Annotated in this window: 17 protein-coding genes; 10 read left to right on the forward strand and 7 right to left on the reverse strand. The window is 70.6% G+C overall.

The genetic code is table 11. The annotated features are described in order from the left end of the window. Positions 1-69: 69 nt before the first annotated feature. Together ACSHWB_RS19410 and ACSHWB_RS19415 are read right to left on the reverse strand one after the other, a co-directional pair. Complete coding sequence (locus ACSHWB_RS19410) at positions 70-609, reverse strand: hypothetical protein (protein ID WP_439663412.1); 540 nt, start codon at positions 607-609, stop codon at positions 70-72. 76 nt (positions 610-685) lie between these two features. Continuing rightward, positions 686-1,066 carry a DoxX family protein gene (locus ACSHWB_RS19415; protein ID WP_439663413.1) on the reverse strand — a complete coding sequence of 127 codons (381 nt, stop codon included), beginning with the start codon at positions 1,064-1,066 and terminating at the stop codon, positions 686-688. 62 nt (positions 1,067-1,128) lie between these two features. Between ACSHWB_RS19415 and ACSHWB_RS19420 the strand changes: the two genes are divergently transcribed. From ACSHWB_RS19420 to ACSHWB_RS19430, 3 genes are all read left to right on the forward strand, one after another. Then, on the forward strand, positions 1,129-2,562 hold the full coding sequence (locus tag ACSHWB_RS19420; RefSeq protein ID WP_439663414.1) for a M20/M25/M40 family metallo-hydrolase: 1,434 nt from the start codon (positions 1,129-1,131) through the stop codon (positions 2,560-2,562). Beyond that, a complete protein-coding gene (locus ACSHWB_RS19425) occupies positions 2,559-3,602 on the forward strand; it encodes a potassium channel family protein (RefSeq protein ID WP_439663415.1) in 1,044 nt (347 codons plus the stop codon). Before ACSHWB_RS19420 ends, ACSHWB_RS19425 begins: the two co-directional genes overlap by 4 nt. A gap of 69 nt (positions 3,603-3,671) precedes the next feature. Then, positions 3,672-4,313 carry a hypothetical protein gene (locus tag ACSHWB_RS19430; RefSeq protein ID WP_439663416.1) on the forward strand — a complete coding sequence of 214 codons (642 nt, stop codon included), beginning with the start codon at positions 3,672-3,674 and terminating at the stop codon, positions 4,311-4,313. On the opposite strand, the gene ACSHWB_RS19435 is transcribed toward ACSHWB_RS19430, so the two are convergent. Continuing rightward, entirely contained in the window at positions 4,282-4,737 is a 456-nt protein-coding gene (locus tag ACSHWB_RS19435; protein WP_439663417.1) for a hypothetical protein, read from the reverse strand. The genes ACSHWB_RS19430 and ACSHWB_RS19435 overlap by 32 nt on opposite strands. 43 nt (positions 4,738-4,780) lie before the next feature. Further along, positions 4,781-5,353: a hypothetical protein gene (locus ACSHWB_RS19440; RefSeq protein WP_439663418.1), complete on the reverse strand. Its 573-nt coding sequence runs from the start codon at positions 5,351-5,353 to the stop codon at positions 4,781-4,783. A 79-nt stretch (positions 5,354-5,432) separates the two neighbouring features. Between ACSHWB_RS19440 and ACSHWB_RS19445 the strand changes: the two genes are divergently transcribed. From ACSHWB_RS19445 to ACSHWB_RS19455, 3 genes are read left to right on the forward strand one after another with little or no spacing between them, the layout of a single operon-like run. Continuing rightward, positions 5,433-6,101 (forward strand): response regulator transcription factor, encoded by a 669-nt coding sequence (locus ACSHWB_RS19445; protein ID WP_439663419.1) that lies wholly within the window; start codon positions 5,433-5,435, stop codon positions 6,099-6,101. After that, on the forward strand, positions 6,098-7,375 hold the full coding sequence (locus tag ACSHWB_RS19450) for a sensor histidine kinase (RefSeq protein ID WP_439663420.1): 1,278 nt from the start codon (positions 6,098-6,100) through the stop codon (positions 7,373-7,375). Before ACSHWB_RS19445 ends, ACSHWB_RS19450 begins: the two co-directional genes overlap by 4 nt. Before the next feature lie 12 nt (positions 7,376-7,387). Further along, positions 7,388-7,867 (forward strand): hypothetical protein, encoded by a 480-nt coding sequence (locus ACSHWB_RS19455; RefSeq protein ID WP_439663421.1) that lies wholly within the window; start codon positions 7,388-7,390, stop codon positions 7,865-7,867. Here ACSHWB_RS19455 and ACSHWB_RS19460 read toward each other — a convergent pair. The 3 genes from ACSHWB_RS19460 to ACSHWB_RS19470 form a co-directional block, all read right to left on the reverse strand. Further along, the gene (locus ACSHWB_RS19460) at positions 7,864-8,757 is read right to left on the reverse strand and encodes a neutral zinc metallopeptidase (RefSeq protein ID WP_439663422.1); all 894 of its coding nucleotides are present in this window, start codon (positions 8,755-8,757) and stop codon (positions 7,864-7,866) included. The genes ACSHWB_RS19455 and ACSHWB_RS19460 overlap by 4 nt on opposite strands. A 12-nt stretch (positions 8,758-8,769) precedes the next feature. Continuing rightward, positions 8,770-9,987: a neutral zinc metallopeptidase gene (locus tag ACSHWB_RS19465; protein ID WP_439663423.1), complete on the reverse strand. Its 1,218-nt coding sequence runs from the start codon at positions 9,985-9,987 to the stop codon at positions 8,770-8,772. A 127-nt stretch (positions 9,988-10,114) separates the two neighbouring features. Continuing rightward, positions 10,115-11,083: a neutral zinc metallopeptidase gene (locus tag ACSHWB_RS19470; RefSeq protein WP_439663424.1), complete on the reverse strand. Its 969-nt coding sequence runs from the start codon at positions 11,081-11,083 to the stop codon at positions 10,115-10,117. A gap of 402 nt (positions 11,084-11,485) precedes the next feature. Here ACSHWB_RS19470 and ACSHWB_RS19475 point away from each other — a divergent pair, with 402 nt between their 5' ends. The 4 genes from ACSHWB_RS19475 to nudC are packed head-to-tail and all read left to right on the forward strand — an operon-like array spanning position 11,486 to position 16,718. Next, entirely contained in the window at positions 11,486-13,099 is a 1,614-nt protein-coding gene (locus ACSHWB_RS19475) for a DUF2207 domain-containing protein (protein WP_439663425.1), read from the forward strand. Between the two features lie 9 nt (positions 13,100-13,108). Next, positions 13,109-14,392 (forward strand): M16 family metallopeptidase, encoded by a 1,284-nt coding sequence (locus tag ACSHWB_RS19480; protein ID WP_439663426.1) that lies wholly within the window; start codon positions 13,109-13,111, stop codon positions 14,390-14,392. Then, positions 14,389-15,777 carry a M16 family metallopeptidase gene (locus tag ACSHWB_RS19485; protein ID WP_439663427.1) on the forward strand — a complete coding sequence of 463 codons (1,389 nt, stop codon included), beginning with the start codon at positions 14,389-14,391 and terminating at the stop codon, positions 15,775-15,777. The genes ACSHWB_RS19480 and ACSHWB_RS19485 overlap by 4 nt, the downstream gene beginning before the upstream one ends. After that, the gene (gene nudC / locus ACSHWB_RS19490; RefSeq protein ID WP_439663428.1) at positions 15,774-16,718 is read left to right on the forward strand and encodes an NAD(+) diphosphatase; all 945 of its coding nucleotides are present in this window, start codon (positions 15,774-15,776) and stop codon (positions 16,716-16,718) included. The genes ACSHWB_RS19485 and nudC overlap by 4 nt, the downstream gene beginning before the upstream one ends. Positions 16,719-16,737 lie beyond the last annotated feature (19 nt).

Genomic DNA, 16,737 nt, shown 5'->3' on the forward strand with positions numbered 1-16,737 from the left:
TTGAGGGTTGCTGGTTCCGGCGATCGATCGTGCTGGCTCCCGGCAGACCCACTCACCCAAGAGCCCGGCTCACCCCTGCGAGCTGCTCTCCGCCGGCGCATGCGAAGCCTTCAACACCCGCTCATACAGAACCTCGAGCAACCACCGCCCGAACAACGAAGGCCCGAACTCCGGCGACCGGTCCTCCGGCGGCACCATCAGATCGGCGGAGGTGTCGTCCCCGACCACCACACCGATCCCGTAGTAGTCGAGCTCGATGAACGACCAGGCCTGGGACGAGTCGGTGCGGGGGAGCATCACCGCGCACGGCGCCAAGGTCAGCAGGGTGCCGCACGACTGCAGGGCGCGGTCCGTGGTGGACTCGCTGACCAGCACACCGATCAGTTCCACGGCGGCGACGGGGAGGCGGTCGTGCGCTGCCGGCTCGAACCACGAGCGGAACCACGACGGGTCGGCGCGTGGGGGCCAGCCGTTCGCGGTTCTCCACTCGTGCACTTCGGGCAGCAAACGCACTACCGCGGACACCTGCTGGCCCAGGACGGCGACGTCGGGAACGACGACTCCGTCCCAGCCGAGCGCGGTCGCGGCGCGCTGAAGGAGCGTTTGCACAGGGCGCATCCTAAGGTTCCTCGCGCGGGAAATGACAGCGTTTGCGGGACACTTGGTTAAGGATTACCCAGGGTGGTCATGGGGAGCCTTTCGCCACTTTCCACGCCCATGCCACTAGCGGTAGCTGCAGGGGGAGGCGGCCGTAGGCGATTGCGCGGGCTTTGGGCGACTTGTCCCGGAAATCTAGAGCCATTTTCACGTTTGCCGGGAACACGGCCACGAAGAGTGCGGTGGCCGCGAATGCGCCCAGGCGGCGGGTTCTGGGGACGGCCACGGCCAGGGAGACGGCCAGTTCTGCCGCGCCTGACGCGTACGTCCATTGCCTCGGGGTGCCGGGCAGTGCGCGGGGGACGATCGCGTCGTAGTACTTCGGCCTGGTGAAGTGGGTTGCTCCTGCCAGGCCTAGCAGTGCGGCGAGCGCCAGCGCCGACCGCGCTCGGGAACGGGTTGGTTCCATGGCGTCACCCTGTCATGCCTACGCCGCGTAGGCGAGGCGGGGCTGGCCTATTCTGCACGGCCGTGGCAGGTGATTCTCGTCATTCCGAACGTGCCGAACGCGCCGCTGTCGCCGCGCTGACCGATTCCTTCGTCGCCGGGCTCTGCGAGTGGATCAGGATTCCGAGCATCGGGGTGGAGCCGACGCACCACGTTGACGTGCGGAGATCCGCTGAGTGGCTGGCAAAGGAGCTGCAACAGGACGGGTGGCCCGAGGTCGAGATCTGGGGGGACGGGCCGACGCTTCCCGCTGTGTTCGCGTGCTGGCCCGCCGCTGATCCGCAGGCGCCGACGGTGCTCGTGTACGGCCATCACGACGTGCAGCCGGTCGATCCGGTCGAGCGCTGGGAGCATCCGCCGTTCGAGCCCGTGATCAGCGGGGACGAGATCCGGGGGCGGGGTGCCAGCGACGACAAGGGGCAGGTCGCGATGCACCTGCTCGCGGTGAAAGCGCATCTGGCGGCGACCGGACAGAATGCGCCGAGTGTCACGGTGAAACTCTTCGTCGAAGGCGAGGAGGAATCGGGGTCGCCGCATCTGCGAAAGCTGCTCGAAGATCATCGGAATCGACTCGGATGCGATCTCGTGGTGTTCACCGACACGGCATTGCACCAACGCGACGCGCCGACGATCACCACCGGGCAGCGCGGTGTTCTCGGGGCCGAGATCACGTTCACCGGTGGCACCGATGACGTTCATTCCGGGCGTGCGGGTGGCGCTATTCCGAACCCGGCGACGGCTCTCGCGAAACTGATCGCCGCGCTGCACGACGACGACAACAGGATCCAGCTCGAAGGCTTCTACGACGACGTCCGCGAACCGTCCACAAAGGAGCGTGAGGACTACGCCGCGCTGCCGTTCGACGAGCGGGAGTGGTTGGCGCGCAACGGCGGGGGAGCTCAAGAAACCAGCGGCGAGACGGGCTACAGCACCTTCGAACGGATCTGGGTCCGGCCCACCGCCGAGGTCAACGGCATCAGCAGCGGCTACACCGGGCCAGGACTCAAGACGATCATCCCCGCCAGTGCGACGGCGAAGATCAGCTTCCGCCTGGTGCCCGACCAGCACCCGCACAAGGTCAAGGACCAGCTCGAACGGTTCGTCGCCCAGCACACGCCGGAAGGCATCCGGGCCGAGGTCAGCCTCCGCGGCGAGGGAGTGCCGCCGTACGCGATCAGCCCGGACGACCCGGCCAACGACGCCGTCAGAACGGCCATGGAACTGGCCTTCGACCAGCCCGTGAGGTTCGCGCGGGCCGGCGGGTCCGGGCCCGCGGCGGTGCTCCAGCAGTTCCTCGGGGTGCCCCTCGTCTACCTCGGTGCGACCTTGCCGGATGATCGCGTCCACGCGCCGAACGAGCGCGTAGTGGTGCCGTTGCTCCTCAAGGGCGCGGAGGCGGCGGCGCACCTGTGGCGAATGCTTGCCGAAGCGGATATCGCGAAGAGGTTGTCCCGATGAGCCTGTCTGATGAAGCGTCGCACTCGCTCGTCGGCGTGATCAGGATGCCGGACAAGGTCGAGAGCCCTGTCCGCGCGATCCTGAAGCGCGTCATCGGCGCGATGGCGGCGCTGCTGCTCGCGGTGATGATCGTGTACCTGGACCGTGACGGCTACCGCGATGTCAACGAGGACGGCGTCTCGTTGCTCGACGCGTTCTACTACGCGACGGTGTCTCTCTCGACGACCGGCTACGGCGACATCACGCCCGCGTCGTCGTCGGCGCGGCTGGTCAACGTCCTGGTCATCACGCCGTTGCGGGTCCTGTTCCTGATCGTGCTGGTCGGCACGACACTCGAAGTTCTCACGGAGCGCTCCCGTCAGGCGTTGCGCATTCAGAAGTGGAGGCGGGTCGTGCGTGACCACGTTGTGGTCGTCGGTTACGGCACGAAGGGACGCTCTGCGGTCGCGGCGCTGCTCGGCGACGGTGTCGATCCCGGCTCGATCGTCGTCGTCGACACCGTGCAGGAGTCGCTGGACGCGGCATCCGCGAAGGGGCTCGTGGTCGTGCACGGGTCCGGTACGCGCAACGACGTGCTGAGGGTCGCCGGTGCGGCCCGTGCGCGCGCGATCGTCGTTGCACCGAACCGGGACGACACGGCCGTACTGGTGACGTTGACGGCCCGTGAGCTCGCCCCCAAGGCGCAGATCGTGGCGTCGGTGCGGGAACGGGAGAACGAGCACCTGCTCAAGCAGTCCGGCGCCGACTCGGTGGTCGTGTCGTCGGAGACGGCCGGTCGCCTGCTCGGCATGGCCACCGCGACGCCGTCCGTCGTGGCGATGGTCGAGGACCTGCTCACGCCGGACGCGGGGCTCGCGATCGCCGAACGGGACGTCGAGAAGAGCGAGATCGGCGGGTCGCCGCGGCACCTGCCCGACATCGTGCTCGGCGTCGTGCGGGACGGGACGCTGTACCGGGTGGACGCCCCCGAGGCCGACGCGATCGAGCCGGGCGACCGGCTGCTCTACGTCAAGAAGGTGACTCCGCCCGGAGAAGAGTGAACGCGCGCCCCGCGAGTAGTCCAATGAGGGGCTCCCCACGACCGGGGAGCCATACCTCTCGGAGGACACATGGGTCTGACGCAGGTCCTGGTGGTGATCGGGCTCTTCGTGCTGATCGCGGTCATCGTGGCGTCGGTCGTCAACGTCGCGCAGGAGAACGCCCAGGCCCGCTCGCTCTCCGTCGGCGCGGGCACGCTCCGGCGCCTGGCGGGCAGCACCCGGTGGCGGAAGGTCGCCGACGACGAGGACGTGCCGGCGGGGCGGATAGGCGACGTGGGCCTGACGCGGCACGCGGCGGTGGCGGGAACGCACGACGGGCGGGCCGTGCGGGTCGCCGTCTTCGCCTCGTCGAGGGTGGCCGGGACCTACCAGGGCGTCCCGACCAGGTGGGCCGTCGTCCCCGGCCTCGTGGTGGCGGTGGACGCGCCGGACCTGCCGGGAGACCTGCAGATGAACCCGATCCAGGGCGCCCAGCGCTACGGGACCCTGGGGAGCCTGGCGCCTCTCGTGTCGGGGGACACCGAACGGAAGGTCCTCGCCCAGCTGAGGTCCTACTCGCCGCCCGCCGTGGACATCGCCGACGGAACAGCGTGCTTCACCTTCACCGACATGGACCTCGCCGAGCAGATCGACGACGTGGCCGCCATGGCGTGCGATGTCGTCGGCATCCTCGCCGGCGTCAGGAAATCGGTTCCGCCCGCCGTGGAGTAGGCATCACGGCCGGTGCGCGCAGAGGCGCGTAGCGGAAGAGGAACGCGTAGAAGCCGCCCGCCAGTGCTGCCATGCACAGCAGCAGCGCGGTGAGGCGGCGCCCGACCGGGAGTCCGACCGGGACGGACGCGGCGGACGACACCATCTCGCCGCCGGTGTGCACGATCTCCACGGTCTCGCCCTTGGTGTGCCCGCAGCCGTCGAGCTTGGCCTGCTTCTTCTGGCCGTCGGCGTCCCACTCGACCGTGTCCATGCCGGAGCCGCACGAGCCGCTCTCGACCACTGTGGCCTGCACGGGTCTGGGGGGTTCCTCGGCGCCCAACACCTTGCCGGGCAAGAAGAGCGCGAGCGCGACCCCGATCCCGACCAGTCCGACGACCAGCAGGATGAACACCCATCTGTCCGGGCTTCGCGGAACCGCCACACTGCGATGTTCGCAGACGCGGCGGCCCGCGTGGAGCCCAGGTTTACTTCGGCAGCTGGCGGAGCTTCTCGACCTTGATGGTCTTGCCGTCGGTCACCGAGCCGGTCACGGCGACGAGGTCACCGTTCTTCGGCTTCTCGGTCACCGCGGACAGGTCCAGCGGCGTCTGCAGGCCGTCGACCTGGACCAGCGTGGCGTTGTCGCCGTTGACGTCCTTGACGGTGCCGCGTTCCTGCGCCTTCGCCAGCGCCACGTTGAGCGCCTTGCCGTCCTTCACGCGCACGGTCACGCGCTGGTCGGCCTTGAGCCCGGCGAGGTCGCCGCCGCGCAGCTTCGTCGCGCTGTCAGTGGTCAACGACACCTCGCTGCCGTCGTCCTTGGTGATCGTGAGCTTGCCGGACTCGACCGACTTGACCCGTCCGACGACGAGCGTGCTGTCCTTGAGCTTGGCCTTGTCCGGGCGGCCCGGCTTGCCGGGACCACCGGGGTGACGTTCCGCGAACGCCGCGTTCGGCACGCGGTCGGGACCCTCGGCCGCGGTCGCGACCGCGATGCCGCCGACGGTGAGCCCGACGGCCGCGACGATGGCGCCCGCCCACGCTGATTTCTTCGACATGCGCCCAGGGTGCGCGCGCATTCTGAGCGTGAGCTGAAGGCGAGTCGCCCGAAGTCCCGATGATCAGCAGAATGGTGGGGTGTCCGCCAGGGTGTTGGTGATCGAGGACGCCGAGGCGATCGGCGCCGCGGTGTCGTCCGCGCTGCGCGAGTCCGGGTACGAGGTGCAGCACCGCCTGGACGGGCGCCAGCTGGAGACCGATCTCGGTCGCTTCCGCCCCGACCTGGTCGTGCTCGACGTGATGCTGCCCGGCCGCGACGGCTTCCAGCTGCTCGAGGTCATCCGCCGCTCGTCCGGCGCCGGCGTGGTCATGCTGACCGCGCGCGACGGCGTGCCGGACCGGCTGCGCGGGCTCTCCGGCGGCGCCGACGACTACGTGGGCAAGCCGTTCGTGCTGGCAGAGCTCGTGGCACGGGTCTCGGCGGTGCTGCGGCGCCTCGGCAGGACGCCCTCGACCGTGCAGGTCGGCGACCTGGTCGTGGACGCCGACGCCGGTGTCGTCATGCGCGCCGACCAGCCGATCGACCTGACCGCGACCGAACTGCGGCTGCTGGTGTACCTGGCGGCGCAACGCGGACGAGTCGTGTCCAAGACGCAGATCCTTACGGCCGTGTGGGGCTACGAGGACTACGACCCGAACCTGGTCGAGGTCCACGTGAGCGCCGTGCGTCGCAAGATCGAGGAACACGGCACACGGCTCGTGCACACCGTTCGCGGCCTTGGGTACGTGCTGCGAGCCGAGGAATGAACCTCCGCACGGTCTCGCTGCGCCGCCGCGTAGCCGTGTCGGTGCTGCTGGTGCTGTTCCTCGTGCTGGTGGCGTTGGTGATCTCCGTCGACCGCACGTTCGCCGGGCAGTCCTCCAAGGACGTCGGCGGGGTGCTGAACTCCACCGAGACACGTGCGGTGGAGATGCTGAAGAACGGCAGGCGCCCGGCAGAGGTCGTCAGCGCGCTGACGAAGAAGAACGTCCACGTCACCATCGAGCTGCCCAACGGCACGACGGTCGGCAACGCGCCCGACGAGGGCCAGTTCACCCGCCAGGTCCGCAACGTCGGCCGCAACAAGGTCACGCTGTACGCCGACACCGAGGCGATCTCGCAGGCACAGCACCGGTTGCGGAAGCTGCTGGTGCTGCTGGGGCTCGGGGCGATCGCCGTCACCGGCCTGCTGATCGTCGTGGTGGTGCGGCGGGCGCTGGCCCCGCTCGACGCCATGACCTCGCTCGCCCAGGCCATCGCCGCCGGCCATCGAGGCGGGCGGCTCAACCCCTCGCGGACCGACACCGAGCTGGGACGGACCGCGGCCGCGTTCGACGGGATGCTCGACTCGCTGGAGGGCTCCGAGCAGCGGACCCGGCGGTTCGTCGCCGACGCCGCCCACGAGCTGCGGACGCCGATCACCGGCGTCCAGGCCGTCGCCGAGGCCCTCGTGCAGGCCCCCGTCGACTCGCCGGACCGCGACCAGATGTCGTTCCTGCTGGTCAGGGAGGCGCGGCGGGCCGGTCGGCTGGTCGACGACCTGCTGGCCCTCGCCCAGCTCGACGCCGGGTACGAGATGCAGCGGGAGTCCGTGGACCTGCTGGGACTGGCCGAGGCCGAGGTGGCGCGCACCCGGTTCGTGGCGCCCGACTTCGACATCACCGCCGAGGGGGTCCCGGCCGCCGTCGTCGGTGACGGGCAACGCCTCGCGCAGGTTCTCGCGAACCTGGTCGACAACGCCCGGCAGGCGACCGGTCCGCAGGGGACCGTCCGGATCCGAGTCGACCTCACCGGGTTCACCGTCTCCGACAACGGGCCCGGCGTGCCCGAGGCCGAACGGGAACGGATCTTCGACCGGCTGGTCCGCCTCGACGACGCCCGCGACCGGCGCTCCGGCGGCTCCGGGCTGGGCCTCGCCATCGCGCGCGGCGTGATCCGGGCGCACGGCGGGGACCTGACCTGTGAGCCGTCCGAGCAGGGAGCCGTGTTCCGCGTCGTGCTGCCCTCGGTAAATCCGGTCGCCGAGCCGCTCCGCGTTTGATTCCATCGACGGGTGGACGCGGACGTGATCGTGCAGTGGGTGAAGACCGAGTGGACCAAGCAGTCCCGCGGTGAGCCCGGCGCGACCCGCCGCAACGCCGTGCCGGTCGGGTTCGCGCTGCCGCACCTGAAACCCGCGGTGCACGAGGTCCGCCTGCTCGAATGGGAGGACTTCGCACCCGTGTGGTCGAAGGAGAGCAGCGAGATCGACCGGATCTCCCTCACCCTCCGCGAGGACGACGACGTGCTGTCCGTGCAGCTGCAGGACACCATGCACGCCACACCACGACGGTGGAACCGGCCTTCCCCGGTCCGGCTCGCGCGTGGGGAGTGGGTGCGCTGGCAGCTCAACCACCGCTGGCAGCGGCCGCGCGACGGCGGTTACAACTACCTGCTGACCACGCTGAACCTCGCCTACGGCTCACCACGGGACGCGAAGGTGTTCCTGGGAACGCCCACGCGCCACGTGGACGAGCAGACCTACCTCCGTTAGCCGACCAGGGCCGGAGGCGCCGCGAAGGTGTTGCAGGCGTCCGTCGAGTTCGCCCGGAAGCCCGCGGAAGCCCACTGCGCCTGGTTCTTGGCGGACCCGTGCGCGTTGTTCTCGGGCTTCTCCTCGATGGCGAACTGGAAGTCCTCCTGCGCCTGCCGCGCGAGGTTCGCGGTCAGCGAACCGCGCCCCGCCGCCGAGGTCAGGAACATGCCGGCGAAGCAGTTCGCCTGCAGCTCGATCCGGCGCGACATCTCCAGGCCCGCAGGGGTCCGCTCGCCCACGTCGGTGATCTTCAGGTCCGCCGCCCGCAGCAGACCCGTCAGCGCCTGGACGTGGTGGCCGTACTCGTGCGACAGCGTGGCCAGGTGCGTCGCCGGGGCGTCGCCGCCGCCGTTGTCGCGCAGCCGGGCCGTCGGCATGTAGATCGTGCGGTTGCGGCCGCAGTAGTAGGCCACCGCGTGATCGGACTCCGGCGCCTCACCGCACGGGCCGTCCTTGAGCACCGGCGAGGCGTCCAGGACCGGCTTGTCGAACGGCAGGTTCGCGGACGTCAGCAGCGGGCCCCAGGCGGCGTCGAGGCAGTCGACGCCCGCCGCGTAGTAGGCGGCCAGCGTGGCGTCCGTGGTGCCGAACGGCGGCAGCGCGCACGTCACCGGGGCCAGCGAGACCGGCTTGACCAGCAACGGGTGGTCGGCCAGCCGGTAGACCGCGCGCGGGCGGATCGGCGTGGAGGGCTCCGCCGGGGGCGTCGAGGCCGGCCGGGAACCCGCCAGGGCGTGGCCGGTGACCACTCTCGGGCGACTCAGTTGACCGATTCCGAGGACGAACGCGACCACCAGCACGAACACTCCCGCGAGCAGGACCGGGTTGTTGTTGGCTGGTTGGGTCACGTTCTCCCCTTCCTAGGAGACGGAACCTGGGTCCGCTGCCCAGGTGTTGCACTCGGACGCCTTGTTCGACTTGTAGCCGCGGTCGACCCAGGTCGCGTTGTTCTGCGGCGTGCCGTGGTCCTTCGTCGGATAGATGTCGTAGTCACCCCGGTTGCCCGCGTCGGTCAGGGCGACCCGGATGACCTCTATCGGTATTGCTCCGTGCGACAACGGGGCCAGCGACATGCCGCCGAAGCACGTGGCCTGCAGCTCCATCCGGCGGTTCAGGTCGAGGCCCTTTGGAGTATCCCACCCGCCCGCGTCGTACTGCGCGCGGTCCGAGGCTTTGAGCATCCCGGTGAGCCACTGGATGTGGTGGCCGTACTCGTGGGCGAGCTGGCCCAGGTACTTGCCGGGGTGGTTCGGGTTGTTCGGGTTGCGCTCGGCGGCGTAGGCGTTCGCGGTCCAGTAGATGCCGCCCTGGCAGTACCGGGCCGTCTGGTCGGGGCGGACCGTGCCGCACGGGTACTGCGCCGTCTCGGTGACGACGTGCAGCTCGACGGGCTGGTATGGCAGGTTCGCGGCGGCCAGCGCCGGCTTCCACATGCTCTCGATGCACGGCAGCGCGGCGCGCAGGAAGCGGTCCTGGCCCGCCGGCGAGTAGTCCATCGCCGGCAGCGCGCAGCCCGGGATCGTGTTCGCGCCGAAGCCCGGCTTGAGGAACGGGTGGTCGGCCAGCGCGTAGACGGCCTTCGGGCCCGCCGGGGTGACAGGGGCCGAGGGGGTGCGCGAGGCGGACGTGCGCGGTGCGCTCGTCGTCGTCTCCGCTGCCTCCGTCGTCGTGCTGGGCAGGGTGAACGTCGGGCTGTACGTCGTGTAGTTCGAGTAGCCCGTGTCCTTGACCTTGCTGTTCAGGGTCGCCGCGAAGACACCGACCGCGCCGAGGCCCAGGATCACGACGCCGCCCAGGATCAGGGCGATCAGCGGCCCGTTGCTCCTGCGCCGCGGCGGCATGCCCGGATACGGCCCGTAGCCGGGAGGCGGCGGGCCCCACGACGGCTGCGGCGGCGGCATGACCGGGCCGGGAGGCGGTGGCGGCGGGCCGTAGTAGCCGGGAGGCGGACCCTGGGGTGGCATCCCGTACGGCGGGGGCGGGCCTTGAGGCGGACGCTGCCCGAGCGGTGCGGGCATCGGTGGCGGGCCGACCGGGCGCGGCGGCGGCCAGGTGCCCGGTGGCGGTGGTTGCGTCATCGCCTGAGGTCCCCCCAATGGTCATCCTGGGTCGGGTACGAGCATAGGCGGAGCGAGATCGCACGTCCCCCGACCGGGCTAACGCGTCCCGTCCACGTACTTGAGACGCACGGGCCGGGGGATCGGTTCATGAGACGTCCGCTGCGCTCGCCGCCCAGGTGTTGCAGGCCTTGATGTCGTTCTGCTTGTGGCCGTGCATCACCCAGCGCTCGTTGTTGGGCGCGCTGCCGTGGTCTGGCCTGCGGTTGTAGTCGCCGCGTTTGCCCGAGTCGCTCAGGCCGGTGTTCACGACCTCGATCGGCACGACGTTCTTGTGCGAGAACGGCGCGAGCGTCATGCCGCCGAGACAGGTGGCCTGCAGTTCCAGCCGCCGGTTGAGCTCCAGGCCCTTCGGGGTGTCGAAACCGCCGACGTCGTACTGGGCCTGGTCGGCCGCGCGCAGCATGCCGGTCAGCCACTGGATGTGGTGGCCGTACTCGTGGCTGAGCTGCCCCAGGTAGACGCCGGGGTGCCGGACCGTCGAGCCGCCCTCGTTCGCGTAGAAGTTGCCGGGCCAGTAGATGACGCCCCGGCAGAACATCGCCGTCGTGTTGTTCTGCCTTGAACCGCACGGCGTCTGCGTGGTGCCGGTGAACACCTGCAGCTCGGCCGGCTGGTACGGCAGGTTGGCGGCCTTGAGCGCGGGCTGCCACGCCTTCTCGATGCACGGCAGCGCGGCCGAGAGGAACCGCTCCTCGCCCGCGGGGCTGTATTCCATCTTCGGCAACGGGCACGAGGCGAAGTCGTTCGCGCCGACGCCGGTGCTGAAGATCGGGTGGTCGGCGAGCTTGTAGATCGCCTTCGGGCCGACCGGCGTCGGTTGCGTGCTCGGCGTCTTGGTCGACGAGGTGCTCTTGGTCGTCGTCGTGGTGGTCGTTGTTGTTGTCGATGTGTAGGTGTAGGTCGGGCTGTACGTCGTGTAGTTCGAGTAGCCCGTGTCCTTCACCTTGTTGCTCAGCGTTGCCGAGAAGACGCCGATCGCGCCCAAGCCGAGGATCACCACACCACCGAGCACCAGCGCCACGATCGGGCCGCTGTTGCTCTTGCGCGGGGGCATTCCCGGGTAGGGGCCGTAGCCGGGAGGTGGTGGGCCCCACGGTGGCTGCTGCGGCGGCATCATCGGGCGCGGCGGCGGGAGGGGTGCGCGTCCTGGCGGCGGGCCGTAGGGAGGAGGCGCGCCAACGGGACGTGGTGGGCCGTACGGAGGTGGAGGTCCCATCGGCGGCGGGCCATAGGGAGGCGGACGCATGCCAGGGGGAGTGCCAGGTGGTCCTTGAACGGGGCGAGGAGGCATCGGCGGCCCGTACGGCGGTGGCGCGGGCACGGGCGGTGGACCCACCGGGCGTGGCGGCGGCCAACTGCCCGGTGGCGGTGGTTGCGTCATCGCCGAAGATCCCCCAGATGGCGTCTGTTCGAAAGTCCGCCGGAGCATATGAGGACTCCGCTATTGTCCGCAGCCGTGTTGAAGAACTGGGGAGCCGCGATCTTCGTCGCCGTCGCGCTGACGTCCACCACGGCTGCCGGCGCGCTCGCGCAGCCGCTTCCCGGCACCGTCAGCACCGAGGTGCGGATGAAGCTGGAGCGCGACGCCAGGCTGTCCGTCACCGAGACCGTCCAGGTGCCCGACGGCAAGACCGTCAAGCGGACCGTCCCCTTGCGACTCGCGGTGGGCAACGACCTGGAGCGCCAGTACCAGGTCACCGACGCCAAGGTCGAGGGCAAGGGCAGCACCTCCACCGACGACGACAGCTTCTCGGTCACCCTCGAGGGCGGCCAGTCCACGCTGACCTACGTGGTCGTCGGCGCGGTCGCCCCGGTCGGGGACGCGCTGGAGGTCCGCTGGCAGGTCGCGGGCGGCTGGGACACCGAGCTCGACAAGGTCGCCGTCTCCTTCTCCGCACCCGACTCCCCGACGTCGGTCAACTGCCTCGCGGGCCCCGTCGGCTCGTCCCAGCCGTGCACCAGCGCCGACCTCGCGGACGGCAAGGGCGTGCGCGCGCAGGAGATCAAGCTCGGCGCCGGTGAACGCGTCGACGTCGCGATCGGACTGTCCGCCGGGGTCGTGCCGCCCAACGCCGTCGTGGTCGAGCAGTCGGGCCTCGCCGCCGCGTTCGCGCTGACGCCCGCCAGCGGTGCCGCTCTCGGCGGGCTGCTCGTGCTGCTGCTCGGTGGTGTCGCCCTGCTCTGGTTCCTGCGCGGCAGGGACGCGGCGGCGCTCGCGAGCGAGGTCGGCGCGGTGACCGTGCTGGTCCGCGACCAGGGTGGCCACGTCGCGTTCGCCTCGCCGGACGGCGTGCTGCCCGGTCAGGTCGGCACGGTCGTGGACGAGCACGTGGACGTCGTCGACGTGACCGCCACGGTCATCGACCTCGCCGTGCGCAACTACCTGTGGATCACGGAAGTCGACGGCCACGACTGGCAGATCGTGCGCCGCAACCCGGTCGACGACTCGTTGTCCGGCTACGAGAAGGCCGTCTGCGAGGCGCTGCTGCCGCAGGGCGTGGACGCGGTGAGCGTGTCGGAACTGCGTGGCCGGCAGATCGACCTGGCGCACGTCCGCGAGCGGCTCTACGCCGACGTGGTGGAGAAGCGCTGGTTCGTGCGCCGCCCGGACGCCGAGCGGAACCTGTTCTGGTGGGCGGGCATCGTGATCGCCGTGCTGGGCGTGGCCGCCACGGTCGTGCTGGCGCTGACGATCGGCAACGCGCTGTTCGGGCTCGTCGTCGCGGTCGGTGGTGTCGCGCTCGCGTTCGGCGCGCGGTCGATGCCCGCCCGCACCAAGCGCGGCAGCGAGTTGCTGGAGCACGTCCGCGGGCTGCGCGGCTACCTGCACGGCGTGACGCCGGAGGACGTGCCCGAGGCCGACCGCGAGCTCGTGTTCTCCCGGTCGCTGCCGTACGCGGTGGTGCTCGGCGAGACCGAGCGCTGGCTCGCGACTTTCGGTCAGCAGGACCTCTACTGGTACGGCAATGCGTCCGACTTCCGGCGGAGCTTCCCCGCGTTCCTGGGGGCGCTCGACGGCGTGCTCGCCCAGGCGGGCCACCTGCGATCGCTCCGGACGCCGAACCCGTAGTCTTGCTCCATGGCCTCACCCGAACTGCACAGGTTCACGTTGCCCAACGGCCTGCGGGTGGTGCTCGCCCCCGACGCCAGCGCACCGGTCGTTGGCGTCAGCGTGCACTACGACGTCGGCTTCCGCTCCGAGCCGGAGGGGCGCACCGGGTTCGCGCACCTCTTCGAGCACCTGATGTTCCAGGGCAGCGAAAGCCTGGAGAAGCTGGCCCACTTCCGGCACGTGCAGTCGTCGGGCGGCACGTTCAACGGGTCCACGCACCCCGACTACACCGACTACTACCAGGTGCTGCCGAGCGCGGCGCTGGAGCGGGCGCTGTTCCTCGAAGCGGACCGCATGCGCGCGCCGAAGCTCACCGACGAGAACCTCCGCAACCAGATCGACGTGGTGAAGGAGGAGATCCGGCTCAACGTGCTGAACCGCCCGTACGGCGGGTTCCCCTGGATCCTGCTGCCCGCGGTGCTGTTCAAGACGTTCGCCAACGCGCACAACGGCTACGGCGACTTCGTCGACCTGGAGAGCGCGACGGTCGACGACTGCGCGGAGTTCTTCGACACCTACTACAGCCCGGCGAACGCGGTGCTGACGGTCGCGGGCGACCTCGACGTCGAGACCGCGAAGGCGTTGGTGGAGAAGCACTTCGGTGACGTGCCGGCCCGGCCGCGCCCCGAGCGCCCCTCGTTCGCCGAGCCCGGCCCGCAGGGCGAGGTGCGGCACGAGCACGGCGACGCGCTGGCCCCGCTGCCCGCGATCGCCATCGGCTACCGCGTGCCGGACCCGGTCACCGACATCGACGGCTACCTCTCCTACCTCGTGCTCGCCGGCGTGCTGGCGGACGGCGACGGCTCGCGCCTGCAGCAGCGCCTGGTGCACACCGAGGGCATCGTCATCGACCTGAACGCCGGCTGCGGCCTGTTCGGACCGCTGGAAGCTCGCGACCCGGACACGTTCAGCATCACCGCGATCCACGCCGCCGAGGTTCCGGCGGAGCAGGTCGTCGCGGCCATCGACGAGGAGCTGCAGAAGCTCGCGCAGGAGCCGCCGTCGGTCGAGGAGCTCGCGAAGGTCACCGCCCGCTGGGCGTCGACCATGCACAAGGAGCACGACCGGCTCACGAACCGCACGCTGGGCCTCGGCTCCGCAGAGCTGCTGTTCGGCCGCGCCGAGCTGATCTACGAACTGCCGGAGCGGATCGCCTCGGTGACCGTCGACGAGGTGTCCGCCGCGGCCAAGGCGCTGCGTCCCGACTCCCGCGCCCTTCTCTTCGTCAAGCCCACCGGAGGAGCCCAGTGACCTCGGCCAAGACCCACCGTTCAGCCGAGGAGATCGGACGCACCGCAGTCGGCCCGCGTCCGCTGCCGGAGCTCGGTTCGCAGAAGGCGGCCGCCGAGCTGTCCACTGTGGACACGACGCTGCCGAACGGCCTGCGCGTCATCGCCGTGCGCCGCGCCACCGTGCCGATGGTCGAGCTGCGGCTGCGCGTGCCGTTCGCGGACCCGGCAGGCACGAGCGTCGGCTCCCAGCACTCCGCGGTCGCCGAGATCCTCGCGAACACCGTGCTGACGGGCACCGCCACGCGGTCGCGCGTGGAGATCGACACCGAACTGGCGCTGGTCGGCGGCGAGCTCGACTCCGTGGTCGACCCGGAGCGCCTGAGCTTCACCGGCAACGCACTGGCCACCGGCCTCGGCACCGTGCTGGAGGTGTTGGCCGACGTCCTGACCAACGCCTCCTACCCGGCGGACGAGGTCGAGCGCGAGCGCGGCCGTCTCGTCGAGCGCATCACGATCGCCCGGTCGCAGCCGAGCGTCATCGCGCGCGAGGCGTTGCAGAAGGTCCTGTACGGCGACCACCCGTACGCGAAGGAGATGCCGGAGGCCGACGAGGTCGCCGCCGTCTCCCGCGAAGACGTGGTGGCGTTGCACGGCAAGGCTTTGCTGCCGCGCGGTTCGGTGCTCGTGGTCGTCGGCGACGTCGAGCCGTCCGAAGCCGTGGCCCAGATCGGCGAGGCACTGGCCGCGTGGCAGGGCGACGGCGAGGCCGTGCAGCTGCCGCCGCTGCCCGAGGTGTCCGGTGGCGACGTGGTGCTGGTGCACCGCGCCGGTGCCGTGCAGTCGCAGATCCGCCTCGCGGCGCAGTCGATCCCGCGCACCGACGAGCGCTACCCGGCGCTGCAGCTCGCGAACCTGGTCTACGGCGGGTTCTTCTCGTCGCGGCTGGTCGAGAACATCCGCGAGGACAAGGGCTACACCTACAGCGCCCGGTCGCACCCCGAGTTCACCGCGCACGGCGCGACGTTGCTGATCGACGCGGACACGGCGTCCGACGTGACGGCGGCGGCGCTGTTGGAGACGCGCTACGAACTGGCGCGCCTGGGCCTCGTGCCGCCGTCGGAGTCCGAAGTGGACACCGCGCGCAGCTACGCGGTCGGCACGCTGCTCACCAGCACGTCCTCGCAGGGCGGCCTGGCGTCGTTCCTCGTGAACCTCGTCGCGCTGGGCCTCGGCCTCGACTGGCTCGTCGCGCACCCGCAGCGCCTCGCCGCCGTCACGCCGGAGCAGGTGGCCGCGGCCGCGCTGGAGTTCTTCGCACCGGGCAACTTCACCGGCGTGCTCGTCGGTGACGCCGAGAAGCTCAAGCCGAAGCTGTCCGCGTTGGGTGGGGTCTCGTTCCAGTGAGTTTCGAACTAGTCGGTCTGCCCGCGCTGTCGCGGTCCACGATCGACCGGTGCGAGCCGTTGCGCGGCGACGAGGAGAAGCTCGCCGCGCTCTGGCCCAAGGCCCGGATGATCGTCGTGGACACGCGCGGCCGCACCCTGGTCGCCGATCGCGGCACACGGCTGGCCGACCGGCCGGCCCTCGAGTTCGGCGACCTGCCGCCCGTGAACGCCGTCCTGCTCGGTGAGCAGGACGGCGTGGCCTGGTTCGCCGTGCTGATGCCCGCCGTGGACGAGGGCGAGATCCCCGCCGCCCGCGTCTGGGGCGCGCCGGAGCTCACGGACGAGCCGCAGTGGCTCGACCTGCGGCAGGCGGGCGCGACCCTGGACGACATGTCGGCTGGGCTCTTCACGACCGCCGCCGCGTTGTTCCAGTGGCACCGGATCGGCAAGTACTGCGCCAAGTGCGGCGCCAGGACGGTGCTGGAGAAGTCCGGCTGGCTGTCGGTCTGCTCCGGCTGCGGGCGGGAGGAGTACCCGCGCACCGACGCGGCGGTGATCTGCCTCGTGCACGACGGCGCGGACCAGGTGCTCGTCGCCCGCGGTCCGGAGTGGCCGGAGGGCCGCTTCTCCGTGCTGGCCGGGTTCGTCGAGGCCGGCGAGTCGCTGGAAGCCTGTGTGGCGCGGGAGATCTCCGAGGAGGTCGGCGTCGCCGTCACCGACATCCGGTACCTCGGGTCGCAGCCGTGGCCGTTCCCGCGGTCGCTGATGATCGGGTTCGAGGCCGTGGCCGATCCCGCGGAACCGTTGCGGCTGGCCGAAGGCGAGATCGCCGAGGCAAAGTGGGTGTCGCGGGCGGACGTGCGCAAGGCGATCGACGAACCGGGCAGCGTTCCCGGCCTCGGGCTCGCCGGTGGTGCGTCGATCGCGTTCCGGATGCTGCAGAGCTGGTCCAGGGCTTAGTCGGGTCGCGCCGAACGGA

The organism is Lentzea sp. HUAS TT2, assembly GCF_051853195.1.
Lineage (GTDB): Bacteria > Actinomycetota > Actinomycetes > Mycobacteriales > Pseudonocardiaceae > Lentzea.